This is a genomic window from Photorhabdus thracensis (genome assembly GCF_001010285.1).
GTDB lineage: Bacteria > Pseudomonadota > Gammaproteobacteria > Enterobacterales > Enterobacteriaceae > Photorhabdus > Photorhabdus temperata.
Map to the genome: position 1 here is coordinate 586,378 of NZ_CP011104.1, position 25,085 is coordinate 611,462.

The 25,085-nt window shown below is 45.1% G+C and carries 28 protein-coding genes and 3 pseudogenes; 24 read left to right on the top strand and 7 right to left on the bottom strand.

Annotated features, from left to right (window positions below):
* Nucleotides 1-119 precede the first annotated feature (119 nt).
* The 21 genes from sctN to VY86_RS02405 all read left to right on the top strand — a co-directional run bounded on the left by sctN (nucleotide 120) and on the right by VY86_RS02405 (nucleotide 16,739).
* Nucleotides 120-1,442: a type III secretion system ATPase SctN gene (gene sctN / locus VY86_RS02305; RefSeq protein WP_046973775.1), complete on the top strand. Its 1,323-nt coding sequence runs from the start codon at nucleotides 120-122 to the stop codon at nucleotides 1,440-1,442.
* Complete coding sequence (locus VY86_RS02310; protein WP_046973776.1) at nucleotides 1,442-1,903, top strand: type III secretion protein; 462 nt, start codon at nucleotides 1,442-1,444, stop codon at nucleotides 1,901-1,903. Before sctN ends, VY86_RS02310 begins: the two co-directional genes overlap by 1 nt.
* A gap of 11 nt (nucleotides 1,904-1,914) precedes the next feature.
* Nucleotides 1,915-3,393: a type III secretion system needle length determinant gene (locus VY86_RS22470; protein WP_052760763.1), complete on the top strand. Its 1,479-nt coding sequence runs from the start codon at nucleotides 1,915-1,917 to the stop codon at nucleotides 3,391-3,393.
* Entirely contained in the window at nucleotides 3,390-4,316 is a 927-nt protein-coding gene (gene sctQ / locus VY86_RS02320) for a type III secretion system cytoplasmic ring protein SctQ (RefSeq protein WP_046973777.1), read from the top strand. The genes VY86_RS22470 and sctQ overlap by 4 nt, the downstream gene beginning before the upstream one ends.
* Entirely contained in the window at nucleotides 4,313-4,966 is a 654-nt protein-coding gene (sctR, locus tag VY86_RS02325; protein WP_046973778.1) for a type III secretion system export apparatus subunit SctR, read from the top strand. The genes sctQ and sctR overlap by 4 nt, the downstream gene beginning before the upstream one ends.
* 3 nt (nucleotides 4,967-4,969) lie before the next feature.
* Complete coding sequence (gene sctS, locus VY86_RS02330; protein WP_021323784.1) at nucleotides 4,970-5,236, top strand: type III secretion system export apparatus subunit SctS; 267 nt, start codon at nucleotides 4,970-4,972, stop codon at nucleotides 5,234-5,236.
* On the top strand, nucleotides 5,233-6,021 hold the full coding sequence (gene sctT, locus VY86_RS02335; protein ID WP_046973779.1) for a type III secretion system export apparatus subunit SctT: 789 nt from the start codon (nucleotides 5,233-5,235) through the stop codon (nucleotides 6,019-6,021). The genes sctS and sctT overlap by 4 nt, the downstream gene beginning before the upstream one ends.
* Nucleotides 6,018-7,073, top strand: coding sequence for a type III secretion system export apparatus subunit SctU (gene sctU / locus VY86_RS02340; protein ID WP_046973780.1), 1,056 nt, complete (start codon nucleotides 6,018-6,020; stop codon nucleotides 7,071-7,073). The genes sctT and sctU overlap by 4 nt, the downstream gene beginning before the upstream one ends.
* Nucleotides 7,074-7,763: 690 nt before the next feature.
* Nucleotides 7,764-8,582, top strand: coding sequence for a helix-turn-helix transcriptional regulator (locus tag VY86_RS02345; RefSeq protein ID WP_046973781.1), 819 nt, complete (start codon nucleotides 7,764-7,766; stop codon nucleotides 8,580-8,582).
* Between the two features lie 114 nt (nucleotides 8,583-8,696).
* Nucleotides 8,697-9,533, top strand: a complete 837-nt coding sequence (locus tag VY86_RS02350; RefSeq protein ID WP_046973782.1) for a T3SS regulon anti-activator ExsD domain-containing protein — start codon at nucleotides 8,697-8,699, stop codon at nucleotides 9,531-9,533.
* Nucleotides 9,534-9,547: 14 nt separating this feature from the next.
* Nucleotides 9,548-9,970 carry a YscB family type III secretion system chaperone gene (locus tag VY86_RS02355; RefSeq protein WP_046973783.1) on the top strand — a complete coding sequence of 141 codons (423 nt, stop codon included), beginning with the start codon at nucleotides 9,548-9,550 and terminating at the stop codon, nucleotides 9,968-9,970.
* On the top strand, nucleotides 9,958-11,796 hold the full coding sequence (gene sctC, locus VY86_RS02360; protein ID WP_046973784.1) for a type III secretion system outer membrane ring subunit SctC: 1,839 nt from the start codon (nucleotides 9,958-9,960) through the stop codon (nucleotides 11,794-11,796). Before VY86_RS02355 ends, sctC begins: the two co-directional genes overlap by 13 nt.
* Nucleotides 11,793-13,064 carry a type III secretion system inner membrane ring subunit SctD gene (gene sctD, locus VY86_RS02365; protein ID WP_046973785.1) on the top strand — a complete coding sequence of 424 codons (1,272 nt, stop codon included), beginning with the start codon at nucleotides 11,793-11,795 and terminating at the stop codon, nucleotides 13,062-13,064. Before sctC ends, sctD begins: the two co-directional genes overlap by 4 nt.
* Complete coding sequence (locus VY86_RS02370) at nucleotides 13,061-13,282, top strand: EscE/YscE/SsaE family type III secretion system needle protein co-chaperone (protein ID WP_046973786.1); 222 nt, start codon at nucleotides 13,061-13,063, stop codon at nucleotides 13,280-13,282. The genes sctD and VY86_RS02370 overlap by 4 nt, the downstream gene beginning before the upstream one ends.
* Nucleotides 13,266-13,520 (top strand): type III secretion system needle filament subunit SctF, encoded by a 255-nt coding sequence (gene sctF, locus VY86_RS02375; RefSeq protein ID WP_046973787.1) that lies wholly within the window; start codon nucleotides 13,266-13,268, stop codon nucleotides 13,518-13,520. Before VY86_RS02370 ends, sctF begins: the two co-directional genes overlap by 17 nt.
* Nucleotides 13,521-13,522: 2 nt before the next feature.
* Nucleotides 13,523-13,876: a YscG family type III secretion system chaperone gene (locus VY86_RS02380; protein WP_082111161.1), complete on the top strand. Its 354-nt coding sequence runs from the start codon at nucleotides 13,523-13,525 to the stop codon at nucleotides 13,874-13,876.
* Complete coding sequence (locus VY86_RS02385; protein ID WP_052760764.1) at nucleotides 13,869-14,435, top strand: YopR family T3SS polymerization control protein; 567 nt, start codon at nucleotides 13,869-13,871, stop codon at nucleotides 14,433-14,435. The genes VY86_RS02380 and VY86_RS02385 overlap by 8 nt, the downstream gene beginning before the upstream one ends.
* Nucleotides 14,435-14,773 carry a type III secretion system inner rod subunit SctI gene (gene sctI / locus VY86_RS02390; protein WP_021323795.1) on the top strand — a complete coding sequence of 113 codons (339 nt, stop codon included), beginning with the start codon at nucleotides 14,435-14,437 and terminating at the stop codon, nucleotides 14,771-14,773. Before VY86_RS02385 ends, sctI begins: the two co-directional genes overlap by 1 nt.
* A 6-nt stretch (nucleotides 14,774-14,779) precedes the next feature.
* A complete protein-coding gene (gene sctJ, locus VY86_RS02395; protein ID WP_071880956.1) occupies nucleotides 14,780-15,517 on the top strand; it encodes a type III secretion system inner membrane ring lipoprotein SctJ in 738 nt (245 codons plus the stop codon).
* Entirely contained in the window at nucleotides 15,517-16,143 is a 627-nt protein-coding gene (locus tag VY86_RS02400) for a Yop proteins translocation protein K (RefSeq protein WP_046973789.1), read from the top strand. The genes sctJ and VY86_RS02400 overlap by 1 nt, the downstream gene beginning before the upstream one ends.
* Nucleotides 16,122-16,739, top strand: coding sequence for an HrpE/YscL family type III secretion apparatus protein (locus VY86_RS02405; protein ID WP_046973790.1), 618 nt, complete (start codon nucleotides 16,122-16,124; stop codon nucleotides 16,737-16,739). The genes VY86_RS02400 and VY86_RS02405 overlap by 22 nt, the downstream gene beginning before the upstream one ends.
* 283 nt (nucleotides 16,740-17,022) lie before the next feature.
* Here VY86_RS02405 and cspE read toward each other — a convergent pair whose 3' ends face one another.
* A complete protein-coding gene (cspE, locus tag VY86_RS02410) occupies nucleotides 17,023-17,238 on the bottom strand; it encodes a transcription antiterminator/RNA stability regulator CspE (protein ID WP_046973791.1) in 216 nt (71 codons plus the stop codon).
* 981 nt (nucleotides 17,239-18,219) lie between these two features.
* On the opposite strand from cspE, the pseudogene VY86_RS02415 reads away from it, so the two are divergent.
* From VY86_RS02415 to VY86_RS02425, 3 genes and pseudogenes are all read left to right on the top strand, one after another.
* Nucleotides 18,220-18,414: pseudogene (locus VY86_RS02415) on the top strand (CoA-transferase); the annotation flags it as partial.
* A gap of 445 nt (nucleotides 18,415-18,859) precedes the next feature.
* Nucleotides 18,860-19,417: pseudogene (locus VY86_RS02420) on the top strand (SIR2 family protein); the annotation flags it as partial.
* 102 nt (nucleotides 19,418-19,519) lie between these two features.
* A complete protein-coding gene (locus VY86_RS02425) occupies nucleotides 19,520-20,560 on the top strand; it encodes an IS630-like element ISPlu16 family transposase (RefSeq protein WP_046973794.1) in 1,041 nt (346 codons plus the stop codon).
* A gap of 657 nt (nucleotides 20,561-21,217) precedes the next feature.
* Here the strand turns inward: VY86_RS02425 and VY86_RS24435 are convergent.
* From VY86_RS24435 to nusB, 6 genes and pseudogenes are all read right to left on the bottom strand, one after another.
* A complete protein-coding gene (locus tag VY86_RS24435; RefSeq protein ID WP_158019894.1) occupies nucleotides 21,218-21,349 on the bottom strand; it encodes a type II toxin-antitoxin system RelB/DinJ family antitoxin in 132 nt (43 codons plus the stop codon).
* 205 nt (nucleotides 21,350-21,554) lie between these two features.
* Nucleotides 21,555-22,544: pseudogene (locus VY86_RS02435) on the bottom strand (MFS transporter); the annotation flags it as partial.
* 57 nt (nucleotides 22,545-22,601) lie between these two features.
* Entirely contained in the window at nucleotides 22,602-22,982 is a 381-nt protein-coding gene (locus VY86_RS02440) for a cysteine desulfurase family protein (protein ID WP_052760765.1), read from the bottom strand.
* Nucleotides 22,983-23,066: 84 nt separating this feature from the next.
* The gene (gene pgpA / locus VY86_RS02445) at nucleotides 23,067-23,558 is read right to left on the bottom strand and encodes a phosphatidylglycerophosphatase A (protein ID WP_046973795.1); all 492 of its coding nucleotides are present in this window, start codon (nucleotides 23,556-23,558) and stop codon (nucleotides 23,067-23,069) included.
* Nucleotides 23,551-24,540, bottom strand: a complete 990-nt coding sequence (gene thiL / locus VY86_RS02450; RefSeq protein WP_046973796.1) for a thiamine-phosphate kinase — start codon at nucleotides 24,538-24,540, stop codon at nucleotides 23,551-23,553. The genes pgpA and thiL overlap by 8 nt, the downstream gene beginning before the upstream one ends.
* Nucleotides 24,541-24,642: 102 nt before the next feature.
* Nucleotides 24,643-25,059, bottom strand: coding sequence for a transcription antitermination factor NusB (gene nusB, locus VY86_RS02455; RefSeq protein ID WP_021323465.1), 417 nt, complete (start codon nucleotides 25,057-25,059; stop codon nucleotides 24,643-24,645).
* Nucleotides 25,060-25,085 lie beyond the last annotated feature (26 nt).

Below are 25,085 nucleotides of genomic sequence, written 5' to 3' on the forward strand. Positions count from 1 at the left end.
AAATCAGCCGTGAATTTTTAGGCAAACTAAACCATTTTCTAAAAACTCCCGACTCAGGTTGCAATCCCTTCCCCTTTCCCTTCTTTATAGTACTCGCAGCAGAGGTTATATAAACGATCATGAAGCTTTCCCTTGACCATATTCCCGGCCAAATGCGCCATGCTATTAATGAATGTCGATTAATTCAGATTCGCGGCAGGGTTACTCAAGTCACGGGCACACTACTTAAGGCTGTCATTCCTGGTGTGCGGATAGGTGAACTTTGTCATTTACGCAATCCTGACAATACGCTGTCCCTCCTGGCAGAGGTGATTGGGTTCCAACAACATCAAGCCCTGCTGACACCACTTGGCGAGATGTTTGGCATCTCTTCAAATACCGAAGTGAGCCCAACCGGAGCCATGCATCAGGTTGGCGTAGGTGATTACCTGTTAGGGCAAGTCCTTGACGGACTGGGTAATCCATTTTCCGGCGGACAGTTACCAGAACCACAAGCTTTGTACCCGGTTTATCGGGATGCTCCGGCACCCATGAGTCGTAAACGGATTGAACACCCACTCTCACTCGGCGTGCGGGCTATTGACGGTTTACTGACCTGTGGTGAAGGCCAGCGTATGGGCATTTTTGCCGCTGCGGGCGGCGGCAAGAGTACGCTGTTATCTACGTTGATTCGTAGCGCCGAAGTTGATGTTACCGTGCTGGCACTCATCGGTGAACGTGGTCGCGAAGTGCGGGAATTTATCGAATCGGATCTGGGTGAAGAAGGCCTGAAACGTTCAGTGCTGGTAGTCGCTACCTCAGATCGTCCAGCGATGGAGAGAGCTAAGGCAGGGTTTGTGGCGACCTCAATCGCTGAATACTTCCGTGATCAAGGTAAACGTGTACTCTTGCTGATGGATTCCGTGACCCGTTTCGCCCGTGCGCAACGAGAAATAGGTCTGGCCGCCGGCGAACCGCCAACCCGACGAGGTTACCCACCGTCAGTCTTCGCGGCTTTACCACGGTTAATGGAACGTGCCGGTCAATCTGACAAGGGTTCAATTACCGCCCTCTACACTGTATTAGTGGAAGGGGATGATATGACAGAACCTGTGGCAGATGAAACCCGCTCTATCCTTGATGGTCACATTATTTTGTCACGCAAGCTGGCTGCGGCTAACCACTATCCCGCCATTGATGTGTTACGTTCCGCCAGCAGGGTGATGAACCAAATTATCACCGCGGAACACCAGGCTCAGGCTGGCCTGTTGCGCCATTGGCTAGCTAAATATGAGGAAGTTGAGCTGTTGTTACAGATTGGAGAGTACAAAAAGGGGCAAGATCCTGTTGCCGATAATGCCATTGCGCGCATTGAAGCAATACGTAGCTGGTTGCGCCAAGGTACTCACGAGCCAAGTGATTTACCACAAACTTTAGCGCTCTTACAGCAGATAACGAAATAATGATTGGCCGTTTACAACGCATAAAAACATTACGTGTCGAACGCGCTGAACAACATTTGTCCCTGCAACAAATGAAACTTCAAACGGCTCATCAACACCATCAACAGGCTTTGCAAACCTTGCAAGATTACTGTCAATGGCGAATAGCAGAAGAGCAACGCCTTTTTGAACTGTGTCAGGGCCAACCTATTGATCGCAAAGGTCTTGAGCGCTGGCAACAACAAATTGCACTATTGCGTGAAAACGAAGCTCAGTTGGAAAAGAAAGTCGCTGAAATGACCGAAAAAGTGGAACTGGAACTCCGCCAATTACAAGAGTGTCAACGTGTATTGCACCACGCACGTCAGCAGCAGGAAAAATTTAACGAATTGGGTCGCCAGGAACAAGAGGCGATCCGCGCCCAAGGTGAATACCTAGAAGAGCTGGAACAAGAAGAGTTCCATCGCCAAGAAAGAGTGTAAAACAGAAGAGCATGAACCCACTGACAGCTATCGGCAAAGGTGTCCCCGCCCTCCCAACGTCCCCCGCAGCGGCGGACGCAGATTTGCAGCGCCGTTTCGAACTGGCTATCGCCCCTCACGCCACCAATACGCGTCAATCAACAGGACGACGGGTGGAGCAACCATTAACCGACACGGCCACAAACAGCAAAACAACGGATCTACATTTCACGCATGACGCAAATGAGGAGCTTCCTCCATTCGCCTCCACGCATCAAGCAACTGATGACCCGCACAAACACACCTTACCACTGCTATACCATAACCCCTCTTCTTTTTCACATAAGAGAGAAGAGAACCAAGCTAATCTGGAGCAAAAAAAAGCGTCCCAGGAACATGATATAAGGGCAAACTCTCTGACGACGCCTGACCTCCCAGTGCACGCTCCCAATCTTGAGCCAGCCAATATGACACCTGCGGTTGTGCCTCATCCAGACACAGCAAATATCTCTGCGTATAAAGACATACACAACAAACCAATATCCCTTTCAGTAACTCAGGAAACGCCTGACATATTCTCATCCCAGACAGACACACAACAGGTCATCCCTCATCCATTACCAGGCCAATATGTACCCGCACAACCTCAAAATCAGAAGAAAAGCTTATTGGCCTCTGTTGATCGTCTCAATGAGATCGCTATTGAGATAAAAGAGTCTCTGTCAACACCCGCTATCCTGGCACTCCAGCCAGACCTGAACACCCCTGCCCCTAACCTAAAGCCGGTTGATATTATGCCCTCTGCTGCAGCCTACCCTGACACAGCAGCTATTCCTGCACAGAAAGATGCAAACGATGAACCGGTATATTATGCAGTGGCGCAAACAACACCCGGCATATCCAGATCTCAGCAAGATACACAAGAGCAAGACAGACTTCCCCGCCAACAGGCAGGTCTGGCTTTTCCTGTTCCCCATGCTAATGAAATCAGCATCACGGAAAAAAAGATTCTTACTGAAATCGAGACATATCATTTATTAGCATCAAAGCCAAAAGAGTCTGACATTCAGTCCTCCTATCCTGGCGAATCAGACGGGAAAGTGCCCTTCTTTCCACAAACACAGCTCCTGCCAGGCGAGCGTATACTCGCTACAATGCACGCAACCTCAACCAGTTCCCCACTTCTGGAGGTACTGATCGATAAATTGAGTGTGGAGATCAGTATCGAACTAACACGGCAGCAACGTCCGCCAACATTACATCTGACACTCCCCAACCTTGGTGCTCTTGAGATTCAACTAACCAATGAGCATGGCAAACTTCAAATAGAGATTTTGGCGAGCCCGGCAGCCCAGCAACAACTGAAGCAGGCACGCTTTGAGCTGCTTGAACGTCTACAGCTCCTTTATCCAACACAAACTGTCGAACTCTCTCTCCCGTCTCAAACGGATAGCGAGCACGGATCACGCCAGAGTCGCAGCGTATATGAAGAATGGAAAAATGATGCATGAATAGCCTGACCTTACCCAAAGTCTCATTGGAAGAATTGACTCTGCGTCAAACACTGAGCCGTCATCAGCAACAATTTAACTGGGCTAATGGTCATCTCACTCTAGATATCGTTTCGCCTCCCCCAATGCTGGACAAGGTGCTGATCGCCCACTGGAAGGGACATACTTTCTCTTTTTACTGCCATGCAACCGAGCTGGCTCTGTGGCTCGCCCCTGATCTACAACAAGCAAATCTGGCTTCCCTCCCTCAGGATCTGCTGCTGGCACTGATGGAATACCAAAGCAAAGCACTACCCGATCTGTCATGGTCCGCGCTGCAAACCACATCAGAACTCTCTTTATCAGTCTGCTTATTACTACGCCTTGAGCGGCCAGGCGCCACATTATCACTCTGGTTACCAGAACCCTCGCCCTTACTTTCCATATTGCCAAAACGTCAACCAAGCGAGTACTTGCCCATTCCATTACAACTGTCTCTGCAATGGGGGGCAATAAGCCTGACTTTAGACGAGTTTCATACCCTGGAACCAGGGGATGTACTGCTACTGCCCCCACAGCAACAACCAGATGCTCCTCTGTTAGCCCATCTGGAAGGGCGACCTTGGGCCTACTTTAAATACCATGAACATAAACTGGAGTTAATCACTATGCACACACTCTCTCCTGACACGCCTGACAGTACGCCGGTAACGGACTTAAACAGCCTGGAGGTTCATGTCAGTTTTGAGGTTGGTCGTCAGACCTTGGATTTACATACGCTTACCAGCCTGCAACCCGGTTCATTACTCGATCTTGGTGTTCCGCCAGACGGTGAGGTACGTATTCTCGTCAATCAGAAATGCCTCGGTTCAGGGCGATTGGTGGACATTCAGGGACGTTTGGGTGTAAGGGTTGAGCATCTCTTTACGGAGAAACAATCATGATTCAACTACCAAACGAGTTGGATCTTATCATCGGACTAGCCTTATTGGCTCTGCTCCCCTTTATTGCCGTGATGGCCACCTCTTTTCTCAAACTGGCGGTGGTATTTTCTTTGCTGCGTAATGCCCTGGGAGTACAACAAATCCCCCCCAATATGGCTATGTATGGATTGGCAATTATCCTCACTATCTATGTCATGGCCCCAGTGGGTTTCGCTACTCAAGATTATCTGCGCCAGAATGAGGTTTCATTCAGCAACGCAGAGTCGGTAGAAAAATTTATGGAAGAAGGAATAACACCTTACCGGAACTTTCTCAAACAACATATTAAGCCCAGTGAGCGCACCTTCTTTATTGATAGCACCCGACAAATTTGGCCAAGCCAATATGCTGACCGGTTGGAACCAGATAGCCTACTAATCCTGCTGCCAGCCTTTACAGTCAGTGAATTAACCCGCGCATTTGAAATTGGGTTTCTTCTTTATCTGCCATTCATTGCAATCGATCTGATTATTTCTAATATTCTGCTCGCTATGGGGATGATGATGGTTTCCCCCATGACCATCTCTCTTCCTTTCAAGTTGCTGCTATTTGTCCTGCTTGATGGCTGGACACGCCTGACACACGGCCTTGTCACCAGTTATGGAGCCTGAATAATGAGTAATGCTGATATTCTGCACTTCACCAGCCAATCTCTCTGGCTGGTGTTAATTCTTTCTCTGCCACCGGTACTGATGGCTGCCGCAGTGGGAACATTGGTCTCATTAATCCAGGCACTCACCCAAATACAAGAACAAACGCTGGGTTTTGTCATTAAATTAATTGCGGTCATTATTACCTTGTTCGCCACGGCTACCTGGCTTGGCAACGAGCTCTACAGCTTCGCCAACATGGCTTTTCTTAAGGTGCCACTGATCAAATGACCCTACCAGAGCTCCAGCAACAAATCCTTGCTTATACCCTGCTGTTACCCCGCATTATGAGCTGTTTTGTGATATTTCCTGTACTCAGCAAACAGATGCTGGGCGGTGGAATGATTCGCAACGGTGTGGCTTGCTCACTGGCCCTCTATGCTTACCCAACAGTAGCAGATACCCCCCTGCCGGCATTTGGTAGCCTGGAATTGGCGCTGTTGCTCGGTAAGGAAGTCTTGCTTGGTATGCTAATCGGCTTTATCGCTTCCATTCCATTTTGGGCCATGGAAGCCACCGGCTTTATTATAGATAACCAACGGGGAGCAACAATGGCTTCGGTACTTAACCCATCTCTGGGAAGCCAAACTTCACCTACAGGTCTGCTATTGACTCAAACTCTGATTACGCTTTTTTTCTCCGGCGGCGCTTTCCTTAGTCTGCTTGGCGCCCTATTTCAGAGTTACAACAGTTGGCCGATAGCTCAGTTTTTCCCCCATATTACCAGCCAATGGATCAGTTTTTTCTACGGCCAATTCAGCTATCTGTTGCAACTTTGCGCCCTGATGGCAGCCCCTTTATTAATTGCCATGTTTCTGGCCGAGTTCGGGCTGGCACTGATTAGCCGTTTCGCCCCGTCTCTCAATGTTTTCGTATTGGCGATGCCAATCAAGAGTGCAATTGCCAGTCTGTTACTGGTTATCTATATCCGATTACTGATGCATCATGCTTATGACAAGGTGTTATTAACGCTTTCTCCAGTGCGCATGTTAATTCCTATTCTGGAGGCACCATGAGTGGAGAAAAAACCGAAAAGCCTACGCCCAAGAAACTCAGAGATGCCCGTAAGAAGGGCCAGGTAACCAAAAGTAACGAAGTAGTATCAACCTCCTTAATCCTGGGGCTGATCGGCATGATAATGGTCATGTCCGAATACTATTTGGAACATCTGAGTAAACTGATGCTAATCCCGGCTAGTCTGCTGGAGAAACCCTTTCCTCAAGCTTTCAATCATGTCGTTGAAAACCTGATGCAGGAGCTGGTTTACCTCTGCCTGCCAATTCTGAGCGTTTCCGCTTTGCTATCGTTAGCATCACACCTTGCCCAATACGGCTTCCTGTTGAGTGGGAATTCCATCAAGCCCGACATCAAAAAGATCAATCCTGTTGAAGGGGCCAAAAGAATCTTCTCCATCAAGAGCCTGATGGAATTCGTCAAATCAATACTCAAAGTGACACTGCTCTGTATCCTGGTCTGGGTTACCCTGGAAGGTAATCTACAGGCGCTGCTGTACCTGCCGGAGTGTGGGACAAGATGTATTATCCCTGTACTCGGTATGATGTTAACCCAGCTAATGACCGTATGTGGTATCGGGTTTATCGTGATTTCTATTGCCGATTATGCCTTCGAGCACTACCAGCATATCAAGCAGCTCAGAATGAGCAAAGACGAGATCAAACGCGAATATAAAGAGAGTGAAGGCAGCCCGGAGATCAAAAGCAAGCGACGCCAATTTCACCAGGAATTACAATCAAGCAATATGCGCGCCAGCGTCAAGAATTCATCAGTGATCGTTGCCAACCCAACTCATATTGCCATCGGTATCCGCTACAAGAAAGGAGAGACACCTTTACCTCTTATTACGCTCAAGTTCACTGATGCGCAGGCCCTGCAAGTCCGGCGTATTGCCGAAGAGGAAGGTATTCCAGTGTTACAGAGAATTCCTCTCGCACGGGCACTTTATCAGGATGGCCTCATCGATAACTATATTCCTGCCGATCTCATCCAAGCCACCGCAGAAGTTTTACGTTGGTTAGAACAGTGGCAAGATCGCTCTCCTGAGCCGTAACTAAAAACTCGACTCAGGTTCTCTTCTTAATTCATTACAACCAAACCACATAATTGCAAAAAATTTAAGATAAATAAAGATAGCTCCAGATAGCTCAGTGTTCCTTAAACGATATTATAATAAACAATCCAATTCGGTTAGGTTGATTTTTTATTTTTATCAATTGATAAAATCATTCAAACCAGATTTGAATTTCTTATCAAGTGATCTACTATTATGCAAGGGTTATTTGAGCTATTAGATCTTGCTGCACACTGACTTCTGCGCCTTTCAATCAATTAATACTCAGCTAACCATGACAATAATTGATGTATTCTGAATCATCCATACATTACCTGAATAAAAAGGAGAAAACGAATAATTGAGGCAGTATAAAAAGCTCAACTTATGACTCAGAATGAGGAATCTACAGGCAATCTTTACTATGTGAAAAAAATTGATCGCTTTTCATCTGTCGTTTATAAAATGTGAGAATAATACTATTATTCAGATCGAGAACATTAATATGCTACCAGAAGAAAAACCGTTTTAATTAAAAGACCTTATAACTCGCTCTCCCGTTAAACACATAAAACCATTCTTCCTGTCTATTACAGGTAGTAAAACGAAAGAAAACATATATTTAATATCAATAAGAATAACGTAATTTATATTTTTTTAAGACAACACCAATAGATCCAGGACAATAAAATGAACGGCATCACAACATCAGGGAAGGGAATGGATATCACTCTGTTCCAGCATAGTATGCCTGCCTTCAACGTTATAGAGCATCATCAGGAAGGGATATATATCCTGCTCGAAGGTGAGATGACATGGCAGGACAGTACCAATACCTACGATCTCTCCCATAATGAACTGCTTTTTGTTCGTCGTGGCAGTTACGCAGCAAAAACGCGTAGTGATACCTGCAAGCTACTCTGGTTACCCCTGAGTACCACTTTCCTGCACGGTTTTCTGCAACGTTTTGGTACTCTGCTCAGTGAAGTCGAGCGACACAATGTGCCAACACCCGAATTGATTGCATTTACCTCATCCCCTCTGTTATTTCAAAGTGTTAATGGGCTGGTCGATCTATTGGCTCATGATTACCCCGCAGCCTTGGGTCAATTAAGAACAGAAGAATTGCTATTGTTAATGTCTTTTGAGGAACAAGGGATTTTGCTCATGTCAGTATTACGACAACTGAGCAACCGCCAGGTAGAACGTTTACAGAGCTTTATGGAAAATCACTACCTCAAAGAATGGAAACTCAGCGAATTTGCTAAAGAATTCGGCATGGGATTAACCACTTTCAAGGAGCTATTCCGCTCCATATACGGCATATCACCACGAGCCTGGATCAGTGAGCGCCGTATTCTTTATGCACATCAGCTACTACTCAATAGCGAGATGAGTATTGTTGATATCTCAATGGAGGCCGGATTCTCCAGCCAATCCTACTTTACTCAAAGCTATCGGAGACGCTTTGATTGCACACCCAGTCGGGCCAGGTATGGCAAAGAGTAACGATTGGCTAAAATAATCTGACGTTTTTTACAAGTTAACCGTTGGCCTGACAGATAAAATAAGGCCATTCCTAATCTAATCGACAAGAGTGACTAGCAGCAAGATGAGCATAGCATGAGCCAGCAAGACCATAATCAGACTCGAACCAGCATGTTTCTCGGCCGCAAGATCTCTGTCATGCAGTCTGGGATTCCGTGCCGAGAGCAGTTACTCGGAAAATCACCGGCTATTCAGTACCAGAATAGAGACATTATCAATAACCAACAGTTTGTTCTGTTACAACGCCTTTTGCCCAGACACCTTCTGGAAAACTTAATGAAATCTGTTTGGTTTCGCAGACGGCTAAATTGTGGGCAAGCGTTGAAACGTAATGACCTGCAACAGCTGATCAGAACAGCAGCAAAATCAGAATGTGACTGGGACACGGTACTGGGTGACCACATTAACCTGGCCGACAGACATCTTTTACAATATTGGGTACTACAGCCACTATTTGACTGGTGGCTCCGCCTATTAGAACCAGAGATAGAACTCTGGTTTATCGAACTTGATCAGTTACAGATTCAAGAACGGCAATTGCGAGCTAAGGCGCATTTTTGGCAACAGGTTGAAAACGTATCATCTCAATGCCGGGAACAACATCATCAAGAGGTTATATCCTTGCAAACAGTGCTCAACCAACGCAAGCAACTACTAGAAAAACAGCTGTTGGCAGCGGAAACCCAGGCCCACAAAGCATGGCCCAACTGGTTTACCGGGCTGGATGCACTCCAGACCGACGACAATCTGACAGCTTTCACACCAGTTCCAGAAGCGCTATCACTCTGCTGGACATGGTTGACCACCTTAAAATACGACAGTGCGGCTGCTATCCACTTGCAACAATGGCTCTGCACTCGTGCCCTGTGCTTGCCACAGGATAGTTTTTATTGGCAATCGACGACAACCTAATCATTAGAGGAAACATGCAAACTCTACTCAATCATTTGGCCAGTCGCCTAGGCCAGAAGCCTTTTGTTTCCGACAGACAAGGGCATTACCATTTGCACATTGATAACTACAACCTGTTCCTTCGCCAACAAGGAACTGAACTTGTGTTATCCAGCACTCTAAACTGGCGCCATAACCCAAAAGATCCATCAGGCACTGAACTATTGAAGACACTGCTGCAACAGGTCACTCGTTGGGGACGCCATGCTCCCCACGCACTGACCCTAGATGAATCAGAGAATCTCATTCTGGAGGCTCGTCTTGATCCTGACAGTCTGGATGTGCAAATCCTGGAACAGATGCTAGCTATGCATGTCGATCTACTGGAACAAATCATGGATTTATTATCGGAAACGCAATCTTCCCCTCAATGGAAACAAGTCATATGGCAGCCATGAAACAGTTCCAACGGCTGTGCCGTTCCTTACTGTTGTCGTTGAGTATCAGTAGCGTGATGCTCCCCTCGGCTTTCAGCCAAGATCTGGATTGGTTGCCCACGCCTTATGACTATTTGGCAAAAGGAGAAAGCCTGCGGGATGTGCTGGTTAATTTCGGCGCTAACTATGACGCATCAGTGGTTGTCAGTGATAAGGTGACCGATCAAGTTAACGGTCATTTTGAACAGAATGGCCCTCAGGAATTCCTGCAACATTTATCCTCTCTCTATAACCTGGTCTGGTATTACGATGGGAGTGTGCTTTATGTATTCAAAAACAGCGAAATACAATCGCGTCTCCTTAAGCTTGGACAAACCAACGCAACAGAGCTACAGCAAGCCCTAAAACGTTCCGGTATTTGGGAACCCCGCTTTGGCTGGCGTCCAGATGCAGGTAACCAACTGGTGTACGTATCAGGCCCTCCCCGTTATCTTGAACTGGTCGATCAGACTGCGTCCGCACTGGAACAGCAATCACTGCTGCGTAGCGAAAAAACCGGAGCGTTAACAGTAGAAATTTTCCCTCTAAAATACGCCTCAGTCACAGACCGTCAGATCCAGTATCGTGATAGCAATATTGAGGCACCTGGCATTGCCACTATTCTCTCCCGCCTGCTCAGCGATGCCAATGTGACGACTGTCACTGGTGAAACAGCATCATCTATGGGAGGTAACCATTCAAGCCGTGCTGTTGTACAGGCAGAACCGTCCCTAAACGCAATCATTGTACGGGATACCCCGGAAAGGATGCCCATGTACGCACATTTAATTAACGCACTGGACAAACCCTCTGCCCGTATTGAAGTTGCACTTTCCATCGTCGACATCAACGCCGACAACCTTTCTGAACTGGGTGTCGACTGGCAGGTAGGCATCAATACCGGACCTCGCCATCTTATTGATATCACCACTACCAGGGAGAAAAAGGAAAAAGGGGAGAGCATCGGTTCAGCGGCATTGGGTAGCTTAGTTGATCGCCGTGGCCTGGATTATCTACTCGCCAAAATAACCCTGTTAGAGAGTAAAGGCAGCGCTCAGGTAGTCTCCCGCCCGACGCTTCTAACTCAGGAGAATACTCAAGCGGTCATTGACCACAATGAAACCTACTACGTAAAAGTTAATGGTGAACGGGTTGCCGAGCTTAAAAGCCTCACCTATGGCACGATGCTGCGCATGACTCCCAGAGTCATCCAAATCGGAGATTCTCCTGAAATCAGTTTGAGTCTGCACATTGAAGATGGTAACCAGAAGCCCAACAGTTCAGGCCTGGATGGCATTCCTACTATCAGCCGAACCATTGTTGATACCGTTGCCCGGGTTGGGCATGGGCAAAGCTTACTGATCGGCGGCATCTACCGTGACGAGATGAGCGAAACCCAGCGCAAAGTGCCATTTTTAGGCGATATCCCCTACCTGGGTGTTTTGTTCCGCAGTACCACTGAACAAGTTCGACGATCAGTACGACTATTTATTATTGAGCCACGGCTGATTGATGGTGGGATAGCGCATTATCTGGCTCTTGGTAATGGACAAGATCTGCGCCATCGGTTACTGGCAACACAAGATCTCTCTAATCAGAGCGTTTCTCTGAGTAAAGTACTGGCTGGCGCGCAATGCCAACCTTTATCCCCAGCCCGTCAAGTGCAAGAAACGCTACGGCAAGCAGGTAAAAGCTCATTTTTGGCCTCATGCCGAATGGGTAATACTTATGGATGGCGAGTCATTGAACAACAATGTTCACTTAAGGATACCTGGTGTGTTCGTGCGCAAGATAAGGCGATCAGATGAGTTGGAAAATTCGCTTCTACCGCGGACTGAATAAAAGTATTGAGGTCAATCTAGCCGAAGGGCGCTTAGCCATCGGCTCGGACCCCTTACAGGCAGATATCGTTCTGGTAGATGAAGATGTCGCCCCTGTGCACCTCGTCTTAGAAGTAGAAGCAGACTCAATCCGCCTGTTGGAATGGGCCGGTGAAACAGTACCAAGTCAGAATGGTGAACCCCTGTCACCGGGGGTTTCACTGCAAGCACTGGCTCGCCAAGAGGTGGGGCCGTTACTATGGGCTTTCTGTGACCAACAACAGACATTCCCAAATCAACTCGCTGAACCGACGGTAACACCACACCAGCGCCCTGCCCGGCAAAATCGTAGCCGGGCTGCCGGCGGGATGCTGATACTCTGTTTGGTGCTGGCACTCGGCTTTCTGGCGCTGCTTGGACATGAAGGATGGCAAAGGCATAACCCATCCCATGGTATGGCCGAACAGGAACTGCGTCGTTTCCTTAATGACGATTCAACCTATCGTCAGGTTAATGTACAAATGATGCCCAATAATGAGCCGTTGCTGCTCAAAGGTTATGTGAACTTCAACCACCAACGATTGGCACTGCAACAGTATCTTGATACTCACTCCCTCAATTATCGGTTGGAGTTACGTACCATGGAAGAATTACGTCAGGGGGTGGATTTCATTTTACAAAAATTAGGCTATACCCAAGTCCAGAGCGGCAATGGCAAACTACCCGGTTGGATCCGCCTTACGGGAGAATTAACTGATCCTGATCAGCAATGGAATGACATTGAGTCACTGCTCAAACGTGATGTTCCGGGCTTACTCGGTATAGAGAACCAAACGCGGCTAACCGGCGGCCATCTCAAGCGACTGGATATGTTATTAGCTAAACATGATTTACCCAACTCGCTGACTTACCAGGATAAAAGTGATCGTATCGAATTCACAGGTCAATTGGATGAACTCCAGACTCATAATTTCTACCGCTTACAGCAGGTATTTAAGCAAGAATTCGGCAACAGACCAACACTGGTATTGCTAAATAACCACCGGCTCTCCCGCAATGATGAACTCAATTTCGATGTCCGGGCGGTTTCTCTGGGACGTGTACCTTACGTGGTACTAAAAAATAACCTGCGTTATCCCGTCGGAGCAACAACAGAAAATGGTCTGAGGATCGAAGCTATCCGTCGAGATGCCATTGTTATTATCAAAGGTGAGCAGCAATTTATCGTCAAACTTAACAGGAGCCCAGCTTTATGATGACATCCCTAGAGGCACGATTGTTCGGTGCTGATCCTGCTTATGTCAACGAAATTCAACACCGCCTCTCTCAGGCGCTGAACGATATCAAACAACGCCTGAGACGTGGAGGTTCTGTACAAGAATACCAACAATGGCAGCAGGAGGCTGACGCCCTCCAAGCTGCAATCACAATACTTAACACAACAGAAGGAGGCCATCATGGCCAACATTTTTAGTCACGATAAAACAGTCAATACACTCGATCAGGTTGCTGCTCAACTTAACGAGCAAGCCAACGCGGCCAACACTGACGTTAGTACAGCAATCACCGCACTCAAGGGCGGCGCTGATAACCCAGCTTTGCTGGCTGAGTTACAACACAAGATTAACAAGTGGTCAGTCATCTACAATATTAACTCCACTGTCACCCGGTCCATGAAGGACCTGATGCAGGGCATATTACAGAAGATATAATCATGACACGTTCACTCAAAGGGCTACTGGCAGATATTGCTCTGGTTGGGAGCGGCCACCACTGCCATGACGAAGCCAATGCTATTGCCGATTGGCTAATGTTAAACGAAGAGGGGCAAGAAGCCGCAAATCTGATTCGGCTTTCTTCTCTGACGAACCAAGGCAAATATCAACAAGCTCTGGATCTTGGTCAGGATCTTCCCTGGCCCAGTCTGGAACCCTGGCTGGCTTTATGTGAATGGCGTCTGGGGCTAGCATCAGCCTTAGAGCAAAGGCTGATGCTAATGGCTGATAGTGACGACCCGCAATTGTTGTCCTTTGTTGACGGCATGCGAGAGCAACTGACTCATGAATAGGATTGAAGGACTATCCTACAATATACCATCGCAACCAACAGCACTGCCTTCGGTCAGCGTTGTGAACAAGCACGACTTTGAACAGGAACTCGAACTCATGCCTGATCAACAGACGCTGAAAGAGAGACAACAACGCTGGATACAGGGGGAACCTCTGAAAAAAGTCTTAAACGACTTTGATCCGGCGAAACAGAGAAAAATCGCTTGGCAGTGGTATCAGACTCTGCCACCTGATAGCCAACCCTCCCAACGTGCTCAGTTAGAGGGCAAACTTATTGCCCCAGTACAAGAACATCTTTGGTCGCAGTTTGGTGGCCTGACCTTGCCCGTCAAACCACAACTGGATTTGCCAGAATTCAGAGCGATTGTTCGTGAATTCGCGCCCACAGGTCGACAACAAGAAACTGTCCTTCTCAAGGTACTCGGCGAGATTAAATCTCTAGACGGTAATGAGTACCTGAGTGACCTAATCCGAAGTGAGTTGAAAACGCTGATCCCCCGTAACGGTATGGTGGATAACCTGATACGAAACTCACACAAACTCGATTTGGAGGAATAATGGACCTGCCACAAATAAGCGAGACACTGATAACTAGCTTGGATGAACTCAACACACCTCAGGCCAGTGCCGAAAATGTTGCACATTTTGAAATGGCTATGTCCAATCAAGATCAGGGACTTGGAAACAACCTGATCAGCGAACTGGGCCAGTATAGACAACAACTTACTCAGGCTAAACAAGATCTGGAAGCACAGCTGGCAGTCCCCGGCAGTGATCCCAATAGCCTGATGCAAATGCAATGGTCTCTAATGCGGATCACCCTGCAAGAAGAGCTGATTGCCAAAACAGTAGGACGATTGAATCAAAACGTTGAAACCCTAATGAAAGCCCAGTGAGGAGCCGTGAAGAAACACCCTATAATCTGCATCCTGTTAGCCGTCTTCATGCTAACAGGATGTAAAATCGAACTCTATACTGGAGTTAGCCAAAAAGAAGGCAACGAAATGCTGGCCTTGCTCAGGGAAGCAGGCATTTCCTCGGATAAGCAACCAGACAAAGATGACAATATCAAGCTATTAGTCGAAGAATCTGATGTCGCACAAGCTGTTGAGGTACTAAAACGTAAAGGGTATCCACGGGAGAACTTCTCCTCTTTACAGGATGTCTTCCCCAAAGACGGCCTTATCTCCTCACCGGTAGAAGAGCGGGCGCGGCTCAACTTCGCCAAAGCACAGGAGATTGCCCGAACGCTTTCTGAGATCGATGGCGTACTCGTGGCACGGGTACATGTGGTCTTGCCGGAGGAACAAGACAGACTGGGTAAAAAGTTATCGCCGGCCTCTTCTTCTGTGTTTATCAAACACGCGGCTGACGTTCAACTCGATACTTATATTCCTCAGATAAAACAACTGGTCAATAACAGCATCGAAGGACTGAGTTATGACCGCATCAGTGTTGTATTAGTCCCCGCGGCGGGTGTGCGTCAGGTACCGTTAGCCCCGCGCTATTCCACACTATTTTCTATCCAGGTTACTGAAGAATCACAAGGCCGCTTGATCGGAATTCTGGTTTTATTGTTAGCCTTGTTATTCATCAGCAATCTGGCTCAGTTCCTGTGGCACCGAAGCAGGATGCAATAATGGTAACAGCATTAACGCCCTATCAATTTCGGTTTTGCCCTGCCAGTTATATTCATGCGGGCCATCTATCACCAGATTGGCTTTCAGTCTTGTCTTCCCTTCCTGAATGGCGTAGCTCTCCCAGAGTCAATGGACTACTGTTGACTCAATTTGACCTAAACGTAGATTATGAGTTACCAGCCGGATTGGGAAATATTGCCTTGCTGGAGCAATCATACTTAGAACAACTTCTTACCTGGCTGGGAGCCATACTTCACGGGCAAGCTATTCGCCATTGCCTGTTGGCGGCAGAACTTCGCCATTTACATGACGCGCTTGGGAGAGAGGGACATCACTTTTGCTTAAAGTACCTTGACATCATTATCGGCAACTGGCCGGCTGGTTGGCAACGTTCACTGCCACCAGCAATCAGTACGAACTATTTTTGTACCAGTGCCTTACAGTTTTGGCTAATGGCTATGGAACCCCTTCCTGCCGATTTTGCCAAACGCCTGAGCTTGCGGCTTCCCCCTCATGACAATCTCCCGGCCTGGCCTGTCAGCCAGGCAGAACGACCACTGGCACAGGCATTGTGTCTCAAATTGGCTAAACAAGTGAATACAGAATGTTACCTTTTATTAAAATAACAAAAGAACATCTTCAATTTTCTCCTGAACTTCTGATATTGCGTAAAGCAGACTATCAAACCTGCCTCAGTGCCCAGTCTCTGCTTGATGCTGCTCAGATCCAGGCTCAGGAAATTGAACATGAAGCCCAGACCGTTTATGAACAACAAAAAGAGTTAGGCTGGCAGGCCGGTATTGATGCCGCCCGCGCAGAACAAGCCAACTTGATTCACCAAACCCAGCTCCAATGTCAGCAATATTACCGACAAGTCGAGCAACAAATGAGCAATGTAGTATTGCAAGCTGTTCGTAAAATCCTGAAGAATTACGACCAGGTTTCCCTTACCTTACAGGTGGTTCGTGAAGCCCTTTCATTAGTCAGCAACCAAAAACAGGTCATCCTGCGGGTTAATCCTGAACAAGCCACAACAGTACGCGAACAGATATCCCGGGTACATAAAGACTTTCCTGAGATCGGCTACTTAGAGGTCACGGCGGATGATCGCCTCGATCAGGGCGGCTGCATTCTGGAAACAGAAGTCGGAATCATTGATGCCAGCTTAGATAGCCAACTCGACGCACTCATGTCCGCCATTAATAATCAATGGCAGAGTTAACTATTTCGTCATTCTAATAGAGTGAAATTTTGACAAAACATTTTAATTCATTCCATCTGACATCCAGACTTATATTCCCTTATCCGTAAGATAATCCGGTATACATTTCTTGTGCCGGATTTTTTCTATAATAGGCTGGGAATAGCATGTAACATTTTGGCGGGTACACATGCGAAAAACCCGCAATTAAGCGGGTTTTTACTCATTAACAACTTTAACTGCTCAGGATATTACCTTCATCGCTATCGTAAAGTCGTTAATAGATTTAAGCAGTTAAGTTAAATCAAGATAATACGATAACATTTACCGCTGATGGACCTTTAGCACCATTCTCAATAGAGAATGAAACTTCCTGTCCTTCTTCCAGCGTTTTGAAATTATTGCTCTGAATTGCAGAATAATGAACAAAAACGTCTTTGCTACCATCTTTCGGAGAAATAAAGCCAAAACCTTTATCGTTATTAAACCATTTTACTGAACCAGTCATTGCACTAGACATAGAATTTTCCTTTAATTTTATTTAAGTTGCCATAAGGCATATTAGGTCTGTTTTTCAGTTTTACTTATGGGTACTAATTAGAAGGAATTCGCAATGAAGTGGTATCGGGGATAACGCTAAATGGTGAACTGCTTTAACTTGCTTTTCATAAAGTAGGTCTGTACTTCCAAACCAGTGAGGCTATTAAATCACATATACTGACATTTAGCAAATTTTAATTTCATTTATTTTTTTCTATTTGATGTTTCCCTTTTCCCAAATTGCTGATTTGCCCATATTGCATAGCATCACCAACGCTATAACTGACTAAATTATAAAAAGTTCTTATCCTAAAACCCTATTTGAAATGCCGGAGATTGGGTGAATCACTTAACAAGCTACTGAAACTGAAACGTACACTGTCCACACACTTTTACAACCATTTAACAACATATAGCAGTATTAGCGCATCCATTACGCTCAATAACACCGACTGAATTCACTATAATGCCAATGTATTCTGCTATTTTGCATTTGAGCTCACCTCAGAAATTCGATTGAATATCCACAGAAACGTAGCCTTGTCTTGCAAATCCCGTAAAAATTTGGCTATGGTATTTAGCTAAAACGAAGAAAAATCATTAGAATATTTTCACATTTACCCATTTTGCCCATTGCTCGCACCCTGCGACAATTTATACTCAAAATAACGGTATTTCTGTCACATAGAACCTGTTATCTCTGATTTTCTGGTTTCTATGTCCTCAGACCTATCAGTTTTCTCACAAAACATTAACAAGTTATCACTATATACTCTGCCAGGAAAAGTGATCATGTAGGTTATGCTAATAATCTCTTTAGCTATACTTATCATTTACTATCTGATTGAGTAGAAGGAAGGGATACCCTATAGGAAAATATAAAAATGAAAAAATTAATCGTTCTAACCCAAAAAGCGCCTTCTCCCCTCCCTGAAAAACAGGATTTCCCAGAGGCTAACTGATGAAAAATAAACTCATTAGCATACAGCAAACCGCCGAGCATTTTTATGATGGAATGACCATTATGGTAGGTGGTTTTATGGGAGTAGGTACTCCTCCTAATTTAATCACTGCATTACTAAAGGCAGGTGTAAAAGATCTGACCCTGATTGCCAACGATACCAGCCGTGTCGACTTTGGCATCGGCCCTCTTATCGACCTACAGGATTCAATAAAAACAATTAGTTAATTGTTTTTAAATGATTTTATTTTGTTCAATTATCTGCTATACCCCCATATTACTTTGTTATCTTTTAAATTCATCTTTCCGTGAATTGATATCTCCACCAATAAAAATTTTCTATTTCTCCTTATTATCTAACTTTGCCGTAGTGGTATCATTGTAGTATTACTTTATCAGAGTCAATAAAGCATACTATAAAATTAACCAATGATTACTATGCCTAACATAACCATAACAAATAAAATATAATCAATAAAAAATAATAACGATATAAATAATAACAAAGGTTATTTTTTGAACATCTACATATCTCACAAATTAAGTAAGATACGATCAAAGTATTAGAAAAAGTGATCTGGTATGCTTTACTATATGCAGTATCCCAGTGGTCGGCTAATTTTTATGAAAAGGGCTTCAAATGTCTGACTCTATTTTTAACTTCAAAAATTACCCAATAGTATTTATTGGGTCTGGAATGTCTAAAAGATACTTGGAAAATTCTCCAACATGGTCTGATTTGCTGGAAGAATACTGGAATAAAATTGATAATAATGGTCAGGATTTTTATAATTACTTATCGGAAATAAAGGATAAATATAAAGAAGAACAAAATGACTCTGATTTAAATCACAAAGTATATGCTGACGCGGCAACTTACATTGAAAAAAAATTTAATGGATTATTTAACTCAGGAAAAATATCATTGGATGGATTAACATCAAAAAGAGTTTTTGATGAAGATATATCACCGTTCAAATATTCTTTATGTCAAAGATTTAAGCAAAATAATTTAAAACAAAACATTAAAAAAGATGAAATTGAATCATTTAAGAAATTTTTAAAAAATGCAAAAATGATTATTACAACAAATTACGATTCATTTATTGAAACACTTTTATCAGAACAACGTGTTGAACCTAAAATGTATATTGGTAATGAAGGTTTTTTTGATGATACTGTTGGATGGAGTGAACTATAAATAACTTTTCAAAATAATAGATCACTTGGAGGGAACTCAGTCCGATTTTTGCGATCTGATCAATTGCGAAAAATCCCAAACCCCAACACGGACTGAGTGATGCCTATCGTAGCACCTATACCTCAAGATGAATGCCAGAAAATGAGAAAACTTATCCATAAAACCCGTGATAAGAACTATTCCCGTCGATTAACGGCGTTATTGATGCTCAATGAAGGATTGACAGTGACTTATGTCGCCAAGACCCTTCATGCCGCACGCTCTTCCGTCAATCGTTGGGTTCAGTGGTTTACATTATATGGGCTGGAAGGACTCGAAAGTTTACCCGTTGGCCGACCTGTTGTCTGGGATCTCTCCCCACTCTATAACCTCTTACTTTTCTTATTACAGCAATCCCCCCAAAAGTTAGGCTATCTCCGCTCTCGCTGGAGCCTTGAACTCATGACTCATACCCTCAATGAATTACTCAACCTCTCTCTGACGCAAAATGTCCTTTATCGTTACTTTGCTCAGGTGGGGATTGTCTGGCGTAGAGCGGCACCCACAGTGAAACAACCTGATCCCGAATACGATGAGAAAATGGCAAAGATCGCGGAAGCCAAAGCGAACATTTCAGAAAAACATCCCGTTTTTTATGAAGATGAGGTGGATATTGATTTAAACCCGAAAATCGGCGCGGACTGGTGCTTCAAAGGACAACAAAAACGGGTTATCACCCCGGGAAAAAACGAAAAACATTACCTTGCGGGCTGCCTTAATGCCCAAACAGAGCAAATCACCTATGTTAAAGGAATAAAAAAGAATTCTGATTTATTTATCAAAATGTTAGATGAACTGAATCATCAATATCCCCATGCGGAAACCCTCACATTAATCTTAGATAACTACTGTATTCATAAAAGTCAGAAGGTAAAGGACTGGCTGGCACGACATCCAAAATTTACCCTGTTGTTTTTACCGGTCTATTCACCGTGGCTAAATAAAATAGAACGGTTATGGCAATCGCTCCATGAGACAATAACGCGAAATCATTGTTGTCAATTTATGTGGCAGTTACTGAATTATGTTGATGCCTTTTTGGCATCGTTTTCATCACAGCAAAAGCCAGGAAGACAAAAAATGGGTGTAGCACAATTATGAAATCTTATTTACATTAACCATTAACAGATAATTTAAAGGAAATCAGCAAAAAAACTATCCGAAAAAACTGATATTTATTGTGTTTTCTCAATGTTATTTTACGAAGAAACCATAAAAAAATAATGCAATAGAAAAGGGGTAAAACGGTTAATTTGTCAATATTTAAACTTTGAAAAAAGAGAGGATTATCCGAAAAAGCATAGGAGGATATTTTTATATCATCAAAGATAAATCAGATATGATTAACATTGGTTAAACGTAAAATACGGCATCCCATGATGATTAAACTTAATAAAATCAGACAATAACAGTGGTGAAAACAACGATTAAAACTTTATACCGATTAAACCCAGGAGCTAAAATAGTAACTTTTAATAACAATCTAAAGCCTGCCAATAACAAAACTATCAGTGGAAAATCAGAAATAAAAATTGGCTTCGTTAATGCTTATATACAGCGGATTCACATAGTAAGTGCAACATTGATTACTCTGCGAGTAAATAGGTTCGTATTCGTTGACTTACTACGGTCTTTTTCGATGTCATAAATTAAATCATCCGCATTGTTAAAACGCGCATTCATTGCTCTTCTCGCCTCATTCATAGCCTCAATAGTAACTCTATTAGGGATTTTCTTGATCTCGAAAGGTAACGCCTTTTATTTAGCAATCATCGTTACAGCAATGCGTAGAAAGTCAGACATTTTGATCCCAGTATCGGCTAGGACATCAGTTGCCTCTTGCTTAATTGCGGGATCTATACGTGTGCGAACGTAAGTTTCAGTGCTCATTTAGCACCTCGTACATGCTGATTTTTGTAGTGCTATTATGGTCCTAATTTTGATGTCAGACAATCTTAGCCCAGAGAGGAAAATTTCCCACCGCAGGCGGGCAACGTTCCTATCGTTGCCGCCTACCCAATGAGCGTCTGTCGAATGCATTATCAAGATGCCTGCCAAGGAGAGACTGGCTGAATGACCGTTAACGTGCTTCATCCTATGCAATCAGCCTGTCCTTAATACGACAAAACCACCGCCCTCCCAATAACGCCATCACAAGTTCAAGAGAAGCTATTGCGGCCAGAACGAGGATAAACAAGGCCTTGCCCGCGCCAACTAATATCCATCCACCTATCGCCGGAAATCCAAATATACCCACAAAATAGGCGACAACGAACCAGGTGAGGACCGCATGGCGATTCTCAAGAGCAGAGTCGTTTATTGCCCATGTTTGAATGACGGGATACACCAATCCATACCCTATCCCCGTTAACATGGCCGCCGCAATCTGGAACACAGGGTGAACCGGTATGCCCAACAGGGCCAAAATGCCCACGATTAAGAATAACATCAGCGCAGTGACTAACGGGATACGGGGCATCGTCGATAAACGTCGGGCCAACAAAAGCCGCGACACAACCACAGTCGCTGCATGTACAGCGAAGAATGTACTTGCATTTGCACGCGTCCCTTCGACGAGTGAACTCTGGAACGACATCATTCCGGAGAATACACAGCCTCCCAGACCCACCATCACAATGGGGCGGATCGCACTACTTGTAGCGATCTTCGTTATTTTTTTCACCCAAGGTCTCAGTGATAATTCCCGTTGACCATGCGGCTCCTTGATACCAAAGGTCGCCAGAAGCAGTGAAGCGAAAGTGCCAGCGACGCCAACAAAGAGAAACGTTGTTTGGATGGACACTCCCGCCTGTTCAACCGCTGCGGTAAGGAGGATGGGACTGCCGCAAATCCCAGCCATTTGAAACGCACTGAATCGGGTAAACCAGTGGCCCCTGTCAGCATCGGTGACACGCTCCGACAACGCCATGGGCCCACTGATATAGAACATTCCCCAACCGAGTCCAATCAAGAATGCCGCGATACGCGGAATATAACTCAGTTCACCGCTAAAGCCGCCTAAAAGAAGATAACCACATGACATTGCCAACGCCGCAAGGGCTGCAAGGCGGGATGCTTCCAGCTGCATTAAATCTGCCCAATCCGAAGCGCACGCTGGCTTGAGCTTGTGCATCACTAACCCCTATTGCCGTAAATAACGTAACCTCATCGACTCAGCAGCTAAGTTTTTAACAGATAGTTCGACGGCACGCCCGAAGCCTACGATCCCTGGGACGTTAAGAGTTCCAGAGCGTAAACCTCGTTCATGCCCCCCTCCAACGATGATAGGAGCGAGTGTCATCTGTTTATTACGTGAATTAATATAAAGTGCACCGATCCCCTTTGGTCCATATATTTTGTGCGCGGAAAATGAGGCAAGGCTAATGTTCATGCGCTGTACATCAAATTCTATTTTGCCGAGCGCTTGCGTAGCGTCTGTATGAAGAGGAATGTCACGCTCCTTACAGATCGCGCCTATCTCTTCAATTTTCTGTATTGAGCCAATCTCGTTGTTAGCGGCCATAATCGAGACGAGATAGGTATCATCTCTCATTGCACGAGATATTGAATCTGGGGATATTTATTTAATAATCAAACGCACCGCACATCAGAAAGTCAAAATCTGATAAAACGCCAATAACCAAACAATAACGAACGAGAATAGAGCCGCGATAATATCATCCAACATGATACCTAATCCGCCGTGAATATAACGATCAAACCAGCGAATAGGCCACGGTTTCCACATATCCAAAATACGGAACACAATAAAACCCGTTAAAACCCACTGCCAGTTAACCACAGGAATTGCCATCAATGTGATCCACATACCGATAAATTCATCCCAGACAATACTGCCGTGGTCATGAACTTTCATATCATCAGAAGTACGCTGGCAAATCATTATCCCGAACAACATTCCGGCAATAATCACCAACCAGCAGATCCATTCTGGAAACTGCATCAGTAATAACCAGAATGGAACAGCAGCGGCAGATCCCATTGTTCCTGGCATTACCGGCGATAACCCACTACCAAAACCTGTCGCTAATAAATGCCAGGGATTACTCATCCGTAAACGGCGTTTTGCCTCATCCATGTGCTTCCTCGGTAATAAAGTGATCGAACCCTTTCAGATCCAATTTAATCTCTTTACTCTTGCTGTAATAACGAATCTCTTCTGATTCCGGCATAATCTGTCCGACACAGCTAAAACCAGCGCCGGTATGAGCTAAAGCGATTTCCAGCGCGCCGCGATTCCTTTCCGGGACAGTAAAACATAATTCATAGTCTTCACCGCCGCTCAAAGCCCACATAAGCGCCTGTTGCGGTTCAACGTATTGTTTCATTGCACCAGAGTAAGGGATCGCATCCAGATTTATTCTGGCTCCACATCGACTGGCTTTCAGTATATGGCCCAGATCGGAAATCAAGCCATCAGACAAATCAATTGCTGATGTTGCCAGATCACGCAATGCCTGCCCTAGCAAAATACGGGGTTGTGGCCGGAGATGACGTTGAATCAGCCAATCACGGGACACTGGATCAGAAATTTGCAAATGGTTTTGTAACAGAGCCAAACCTGCGGCACTGTCACCCAACGAGCCACTAACATAAATCCAATCACCATTTTTTGCGCCGGCACGCCGCAATGCTCTGCCGGCGGGAACCAGACCATGAATCGTTAACGTCAGACTCATCGGACCACGAGTGGTGTCACCACCAATAAGTTGCATACCGTAATAGTGCAGTTGTTCAAACAAACTATCACTGAAACCACTTAGCCAATGCTCGTCTATTTCCGGTAATGTCAACGCAAGTGAAAGCCAGGCAGGATCAGCACCGATAGCGGCTAGATCACTCATATTCACCGCCAGAGATTTATAAGCCAAATCCTCAGGAGAAATATCAGGTAAGAAATGAACGCCTGAAACCAAGGTATCCGTGCTGACAGCCAATTGCTGTTTATCGGCCAGCGTCATCAGCGCACAGTCATCACCAATACCCAGATTTACATCACGCCGGTTAGTCGTCTGGCGATCAAAATAACGCGCAATGAGGTCAAATTCGCCACATGCCATAATAGAATCCCAAAAAGTTACTGATGATTATGAACATAAGGCCGGTACCCCGGCCTTACAAATCATCGTCTACGGTGGGAAAAACCCGTCAAGCAGTGAGAATTATCTTTTCTTGCGTACTGCTGGGCCAGATTTATCCAGTACCCCGTTCACGAATTTGTGACTATCCTCAGCACCGAAGACTTTTGCCAATTCGATAGCTTCGTTAATAGCCACTTTATAAGGGACATCATCACGATAACTTAGTTCAAACATAGCAACACGCAAAATGGCTTTTTCTACCTGACCTAACTCTTCAAGCTGACGGGAAAGATAAGGAGCCATCAAAGCATCCAGCTTAACTGCGTTCACAGCTACTCCTGACAGCAATTCACGAAAATAGGTTACGTCAACACCAGTGACGTCCTGCTCCGACAGAAACTGTAATTCAACGTCAGCAATGTCATTGCCAGATAATTGCCATGAGTATATAGCCTGAACAGCGCACTCACGAGCACGACGACGAGCAGCAGGTTTCACAAGATTCCCCTTAATTAAAACTAAAA